This window comes from Hyphomonas sp., assembly GCF_046313735.1.
In the GTDB taxonomy this organism is placed as follows: domain Bacteria; phylum Pseudomonadota; class Alphaproteobacteria; order Caulobacterales; family Hyphomonadaceae; genus Hyphomonas.
The window spans coordinates 1-6,364 of sequence record NZ_JBKBXW010000045.1; the positions used below are offsets into that span (position 1 = coordinate 1).

7 protein-coding genes and 1 pseudogene are annotated in these 6,364 nt (G+C 62.2%); 5 read left to right on the forward strand and 3 right to left on the reverse strand.

The window, feature by feature from the left end:
- The 3 genes and pseudogenes from ACK4SV_RS15620 to ACK4SV_RS15630 form a co-directional block, all read right to left on the reverse strand.
- Nucleotides 1-166: phosphoribosylamine--glycine ligase N-terminal domain-containing protein (locus tag ACK4SV_RS15620; RefSeq protein ID WP_409918779.1), on the reverse strand; the 166-nt coding region annotated here is incomplete at its 3' end.
- 49 nt (nucleotides 167-215) lie between these two features.
- Complete coding sequence (locus ACK4SV_RS15625; RefSeq protein ID WP_409918773.1) at nucleotides 216-614, reverse strand: DUF5655 domain-containing protein; 399 nt, start codon at nucleotides 612-614, stop codon at nucleotides 216-218.
- Nucleotides 606-671 (reverse strand): annotated as a pseudogene (locus tag ACK4SV_RS15630) (DUF4287 domain-containing protein); the annotation flags it as partial. The gene ACK4SV_RS15625 and the pseudogene ACK4SV_RS15630, both read right to left, overlap by 9 nt.
- Before the next feature lie 239 nt (nucleotides 672-910).
- On the opposite strand from ACK4SV_RS15630, the gene xseA reads away from it, so the two are divergent.
- The 5 genes from xseA to ACK4SV_RS15655 form a co-directional block, all read left to right on the forward strand.
- The gene (xseA, locus tag ACK4SV_RS15635) at nucleotides 911-2,305 is read left to right on the forward strand and encodes an exodeoxyribonuclease VII large subunit (RefSeq protein ID WP_409918774.1); all 1,395 of its coding nucleotides are present in this window, start codon (nucleotides 911-913) and stop codon (nucleotides 2,303-2,305) included.
- A gap of 4 nt (nucleotides 2,306-2,309) precedes the next feature.
- Nucleotides 2,310-2,915 (forward strand): FMN-binding negative transcriptional regulator, encoded by a 606-nt coding sequence (locus ACK4SV_RS15640; protein WP_409918775.1) that lies wholly within the window; start codon nucleotides 2,310-2,312, stop codon nucleotides 2,913-2,915.
- 54 nt (nucleotides 2,916-2,969) lie between these two features.
- Nucleotides 2,970-3,950 carry an FRG domain-containing protein gene (locus tag ACK4SV_RS15645; protein ID WP_409918776.1) on the forward strand — a complete coding sequence of 327 codons (981 nt, stop codon included), beginning with the start codon at nucleotides 2,970-2,972 and terminating at the stop codon, nucleotides 3,948-3,950.
- Nucleotides 3,951-3,993: 43 nt separating this feature from the next.
- Complete coding sequence (locus ACK4SV_RS15650) at nucleotides 3,994-5,406, forward strand: FAD-binding oxidoreductase (RefSeq protein WP_409918777.1); 1,413 nt, start codon at nucleotides 3,994-3,996, stop codon at nucleotides 5,404-5,406.
- Nucleotides 5,407-5,505: 99 nt separating this feature from the next.
- The coding region (locus ACK4SV_RS15655) for an endonuclease/exonuclease/phosphatase family protein (protein ID WP_409918778.1) at nucleotides 5,506-6,364 on the forward strand (859 nt) is incomplete at its 3' end.

Here is a 6,364-nt window from a genome sequence, read left to right on the forward strand (position 1 = left end):
TCACCAGCCCGTCCACATCGTCGGCGGCCACATCGAAACACGGGCCCACCTCGTCCATACCGGGATTGCCGGGCGCCGAATGCACCTCGTCCACCAGCGGCGACTGCGCCATCTTCCAGGCTAGGGCGTGTTCACGGCCGCCCGATCCGATCAGGAGTATGTTCATGGAGGCGCTTGATGCGCTGCGGACCCGCGAAGATCAAGCACCCAACCTGTCAGTCGGCTGCATCATAGGCGCGCCGCACCAGCGCGATGACACGGTCATCGACCTGGTCGGGCGCCTCCAGCGACACGATGTACTGGCACATCCCTCCAGGCGGCACTGGTTTCATCCGCGGATGGACCGCCTCTTCCTTGAGATTCAGGCCAAGCTCGAACCGCGTATTCGTCTTGGGCCCCAGCATCGCGAACTGCTTTTTCCGGCGCAGGGATACATAGCCTTTTTTCGGCGCCGTCTCGAATGACCCAAAGCCGTTTATCGCTGCTATTAGCCGCTCATGGATCGCCCGCTGGCCGGCTTTTGGCCCGGTATACAACTCGTCAAGCGCGCTATCCCCGGAGCCCTCAGATTCGGCCGGCGGCGCCCCGCCCTGCCGCGCGAGATGCACTAGCATATTCGCGTCTCCATGCCCTAGTCCCAACGCCTGCTTCGCCCAAGTGACCATCTCCCCATGCTTGGCGAGGCCCTACGCCGCTATCTCGCGCATCAGCGTATCGCGCGTCTTGTCGGTCTTCTTCTCGATATTGCTAATCTGAGTTTCGACGGCCTTGTCCGGGTTGTTCATGTTGGTCCTCCACCAAACCGCATGTGTGTAGGAATACCACATCTGACACTCTGATACAGCGTCAGACCATGGCGTGCACCGCCTCTCCTCTTGCTCCCTTGCCGCCGTATTGCAACAAGGTCCACATGAGCGATTCAAGCACGACCAACCAGCCAGAACTCTCCGTCTCCGAGCTCGCCGCGAGCCTCAAGCGGACAATCGAGACGAATTTCGACCATGTCGTCGTGCGCGGTGAGCTGGGACGCGTCACCATCGCCAAGTCCGGCCACATGTATGCCGACCTGAAAGACGATCGTGCCGTCCTCAACACGATCATGTGGCGCGGCCAGGCCGACAAGCTGACCTTCCGCCCCGAAGAAGGCCTCGAAGTCATCGCGACCGGGCGCCTCTCGACCTATGAAGGCCGCTCGGCCTATCAGCTGATCGCCAGCTCCATGCGCCCAGCCGGCGCCGGCGCCCTGATGCAGCTCCTCGAGGAGCGCAAGAAGAAGCTCGCCGCCGAGGGCCTGTTTGACGCGGGCCACAAGAAGCCCATCCCCTACATGCCCCGCACCATCGGCGTGATCACCTCGCCCACCGGCGCCGTCATCCGCGACATCCTCCACCGCATCCGCGAGCGGTTCCCCGTCCGCGTCATCGTCTGGCCCGCCCTGGTGCAGGGCGAGCAGGCCGCCGCCCAGGTCGCCGCCGGTATCCGCGGTTTCAACGCCATGACCGGCGCGGCTCGGCCGGACGTGCTGATCGTCGCGCGCGGCGGCGGCTCGATCGAGGATCTCTGGCCGTTCAATGAGGAGATCGTCGTCCGCGCCGCGTTCGATAGCGAGATCCCCCTGATCTCCGCCGTCGGCCATGAGACCGACACGACGCTGATCGACTATGTCTCCGACCGGCGCGCCCCCACGCCCACCGGCGCCGCCGAGATCGCCGTGCCGGTGCGCACCGAACTTCTCCTCAGCGTCGATGAATCTGGCAGCCGCCTGAAACGCGCCCTCACCCGCAGCCTGACCCGCGCCTCTGACAAGCTCGCCGCCGCCCGCCTACCGCGCCCGGAAACGCTGCTGCAGACGAAGCGCCAGCGGCTCGATTATGCCTCCGCCAGCCTCCCCAAAGCTGCCCTCGCCCTCACCCAACGCGCGCGGCTGAAGCTGTCCCGCCTGCAACTCTCGCCGTCCACGCTCCGCGCCGAAATCCGCGGCCAGCGCCAGCGCCTCCGCGAAAGCGCCGTGCGCGCCCGCCCCGCCCTGATGCGCCTGATCGAGCAGAAGAAGGCCGCACTGAATGCCGAAGGCAAACTGCTCGAAACCCTCTCCTACCAGGCCACCCTGAAGCGCGGCTACGCCATCCTGCGTGACGCCGACGGCCGCATCATCCGCTCCGCCCCGGTCGCCGCCAGCACGGACACGCTCCGCATCACCCTCGCCGACGGCGACCTCACCGCCAGCCCCGCCGGCACTGGCGGCGGAACGACCAGACCAAAACCCGCACCCCGCAAATCCGGCCCCCAGGGCAGCCTGTTCTGAGACAATGCATCCCGCCCCGCTCTTTCGCGAAGCTGATCCGGATACGCTGATCGCGCGCATCCGCGCCCACCCGCTTGGGCTCGTCTGCGTCAATGGCGAATCTACGCCGCTGGCCGCGCACACGCCCGTGCTCGCCGAAAGGCGCGGCGGCGCCGTGCACCTACGCTTTCATTTGTCAGCGCACAATCCCGTCGCGCGGCGCCTCGAAGCGGGCGCTTCGGTGCTGATCGTCTTCACGGGGCCGGACGCCTATATCTCACCGGACTGGTACGGCCCCGTCCCCAATCAGGTGCCCACCTGGAACTATCTCTCCGTCGAAGCGGAAGGCATTCCCGTGCTCGCCGGTGCGGCGCAGTTTCTCGATGATGTGTCCGCCCATTTCGAATCGGCCCTGGCCCCCAAACCGCCCTGGACGCGCGCCAAGATGGACCCCGGCGCCTTCGAAAAGATGCTGCGCGGCATCCGCGCCTTCGACCTTATCCCGCACCGCTTTGAAGGCATCTCGAAGCTCAGCCAGAACAAGACTGACGCGGCGCGTGAGGGGGTGATTGAGGCGCTTTCGGACCATCCGATCGGTCAGGCGATGAAGCTGGACGGGGCGAGGAAATAATCTACGGTCAGGTTGTTGAATTTACATATTCCTACGCAAAGCAACAAAGGCGTAATGTTCACTCACATCTATGAAACGGCACCAAGTGCTAAGGCCTTTATCGAGCAACTTCTCGATGCGCAATCGAGTTGGCAGAATTCACGCAGAGGCATTTTTGTTTGGAGGGGTGTTGGTGACTTTGATAAGTATAAATTAGTGCCGTCTGCGCTCAGGGTGATCAGATCGCCAAGCCTTCTACAAATTGCAAATCTTCAATCACAATCAATATACTCAAGTCTGAACGACAATCTCAAGCAAGCTTACTTGGAGTTCAAAGTCATTGAAGGGTTTTTGAAGCTGGCTGATAGGTCGGGGCTTCCTATGCCTGATCTCCCCCAAAATTTTCGCAATGCGTTTGACGATTTTGCCGATGAATCTGGGCAAAGCCAGTTTGAATCGCTGCTATTGGGTTGGCCGCACAGAAATGTAATTCCATTTATCTCGTTGGCACAACACTATGGCTTACCGACGCGGCTCCTTGATTGGACTTATAGCTCTTTGACTGCTGCATACTTCGCGGGTGAAAGTGCTTTGCGGCATGTTCCAGGAGATGCATCTGGAGAGGTAGATCAAAAATATTTGGCCGTCTGGCTCACCAACCCTTATGATCTAAGTGGAACTGCACAGAGAAATCAAAACACCAACGCATTGGACCTAAGAGTCGAAGTATCAGCACCACCAAGATTTCAAAATCCCAACTTGAATGCTCAGTCAGGATTGTTCACGTGGCTTTCGGGCCCACTGGGACTAAATGTTGAAGTTGCCCGAATGCCGCTTGATGATCTTGTGAACAAGATGAAGCAAAAAATTGATCCGAACTCGGATCGAACGATTGGGAGTTTTATGGTTTTCAGACTTGCTTGGCGGCACGCAGATGAGTTGGTTTCTCGTCTCTTTAATCTTGGCGTATCACGCGCAAGCTTAGAACCCGGCTTTGGAGGTGTTGCTTCGGCGATGAAAGTTCTGGCAAATTTGCGCTGGGAGCCGGGCCGTTGAACATCTATCGCATATCGTAAATTTCCGCTCTAAACTCCCCCCCATGACCCCGCCCCCGCCGCCCAGCTTCCTCACCAGCCTCAAAGACCTGCTTGGCCCGAAAGGCTGGAGCGATGACCCTGACAGGCTAGCCGAAGCCGCCACCCCCTGGCGCGGCACCTACCGGGGCGAAACCCCGCTCATCGCCCGCCCCGCCGCCACCGCGGAAGCCGCCGCCCTCGTCAAACTCTGCGCCCAGCACCGCGTCGCGATCACCCCGCAGGGCGGCAATACCGGCCTCGTCGATGGCGGCACCCCGCATGGCGAAATCTGCGTGTCGATGACGCGGATGACCGCGCTGCGCGAGACAGACCCCTTCAACAACTCCCTCACCATCGAAGCCGGCGCTACCCTTGTCGCCGCCCAGCAGGCCGCCGAGGCTGCCGGCCGCCTCTTCCCCCTCTCCCTCGGCTCGGAAGGCACCGCCACCATCGGCGGCCTCATTTCCACCAATGCCGGCGGCGTCGCGGTCCTGCGCTATGGCATGATGCGCGATCTCATTCTGGGCCTCGAAGTCGTGCTGCCCTCCGGCGAGGTGTGGGACGGCCTGTCCGGCCTGCGCAAGAACAATACCGGCTATGACCTCAAACACCTCTTCGCCGGCGCCGAAGGCACACTCGGCCTGATCACCGCCGCGACACTGAAACTCTTCCCGAGGGTGCAGGCCGCCTCCGCCTGGGTTATCTGTGCGTCGGCGGACGATGTAGTCAGCCTCCTGGCGGCTGTTCAGGGAAAGGCCGGCGACTCGGTCACGAGCTTCGAGATGATCCCCGCCAATGCGGTGGAAATGGTGATCACGGACATTCCGTCCACGCGCGATCCCATGCCGTCAAACGCCCCCTGGCGCGTGCTGATCGAAATCTCGCAGCCCACGGAAGATCATGCCCGCGCCCTGCTCGAATCCGCCCTCGGGGCGGCCGCCGAGGAAGGGCTGATCCAGGACGCCGTCATCGCCGCCAGCGAAACCCAGTCCAGAAGCTTCTGGCATATCCGCGAGTCGATCCCCCTGTCAAAGCGCGCCTATGGCACGGCGCTCAATCAGGACATCGCCGTCCCGGTCAGCCGCATCCCGGCCTTCATCACTGCCTGCAACGCCGCCGTGCGCGCAGTGCTGCCTCCAGCAGATTTCGTCATCTTCGGCCATGTCGGCGACGGCAATCTGCATTATTCCGTCGTCGAACCGGCCGGCGCCGCAGCCCCGCAACTGAAAGCCAGCGAGGCCGCTATCACCCGCACCATCTTCGACACCGTCATGGCGCATGGCGGCTCGATCTCCGCCGAACATGGCGTCGGGCGCCTCAAACGCGACGAACTCGCCCGCCTCCGGCCCCGCGCCGCAACCGACACCATGCGCGCGATCAAACAGGCGCTCGACCCGCTGAATATCATGAATCCGGGCCGCGTCGTCAGCGTCTGAATGGCAGCGCGCGCACCCGAAATCGGCCCCCTATTAACCCCTCGCTAACCAAACTTTCCGAAACCCTAACTCTCCGCAGAATGCGACAGGGGTGAGGGAATGGTCTGGTATGCCGACCTGAGGGACACGCGGCTGTTTGCGCCGTCCGAGCGCGACTGGACGTCCCGCCGCCTGCTCGACCTGCGCGCGCATATCGCCTCGCCGCCGCCGCGCGGCATCCCCCGGCGCACCAAGGATGCGAGCCTGATCATCGGCACCTGGAACATCCGCGATTTCGACAATAACAAATTCCGCCATGGCCCGCGCCGCCGCGAGAGCCTGCATTACCTCGCCGAGATCCTCTCCTGTTTCGATGTCTGCGCCCTGCAGGAAGTGAATGAAGACCTCCGTCCCCTGAGGGATGTCATCCGCTTGATGGGCCCCGGTTGGGACTTCATCGCCACCGATGTCACCTCAGGTCCCTCCGGCAACCGCGAGCGGATGTGCTTCGTCTTCGACTCGCGCAAAGTGAACTTCCGCAATATCGTCGGCGAGATCGTCCTGCCGAAACACGCGCTCCTGCCGGGCGAACAGCAATTTGCCCGCACGCCCTTCATGGTCAGCTTCCAGGCCGGCTGGTTCAAATTCTCGCTCTGCACCGTCCACATCTTCTTCGGCGAAGCTTCGCGCGGCAGCGACGGTTATGCCCGCCGCGTCGCCGAGATTGACTATATCGCCAGAGAAATGGCCGGCCGCGCTGAAAAGGAAGACGAGAACTACATTCTCCTCGGCGATTTCAACATCAAGAACCCGGTCGACGAGACGATGAACGCCCTTACCAAAGCGGGCTTCCAGCTTCCGCCGGAACTCTTCCCGTCAAACCTTCTGGGGACGCATTATTACGACCAGATCGCCTTCCGTACCCTGCCCGATGAACTCACCTTCGTCTCCGCAGGCGCCTTCAACTGGGCCGAAACCC

Excerpts from the sequence above, each read along its gene's own strand:
- ACK4SV_RS15640 (WP_409918775.1), top strand. The coding sequence starts at position 2,310 with ATGCATCCCGCCCCGCTCTTTCGCGAAGCTGATCCGGATACGCTGATC.
- ACK4SV_RS15645 (WP_409918776.1), top strand. The coding sequence starts at position 2,970 with ATGTTCACTCACATCTATGAAACGGCACCAAGTGCTAAGGCCTTTATC.
- xseA (WP_409918774.1), top strand. The coding sequence starts at position 911 with ATGAGCGATTCAAGCACGACCAACCAGCCAGAACTCTCCGTCTCCGAG.
- ACK4SV_RS15650 (WP_409918777.1), top strand. The coding sequence starts at position 3,994 with ATGACCCCGCCCCCGCCGCCCAGCTTCCTCACCAGCCTCAAAGACCTG.
- ACK4SV_RS15625 (WP_409918773.1), bottom strand. The coding sequence starts at position 614 with ATGCTAGTGCATCTCGCGCGGCAGGGCGGGGCGCCGCCGGCCGAATCT.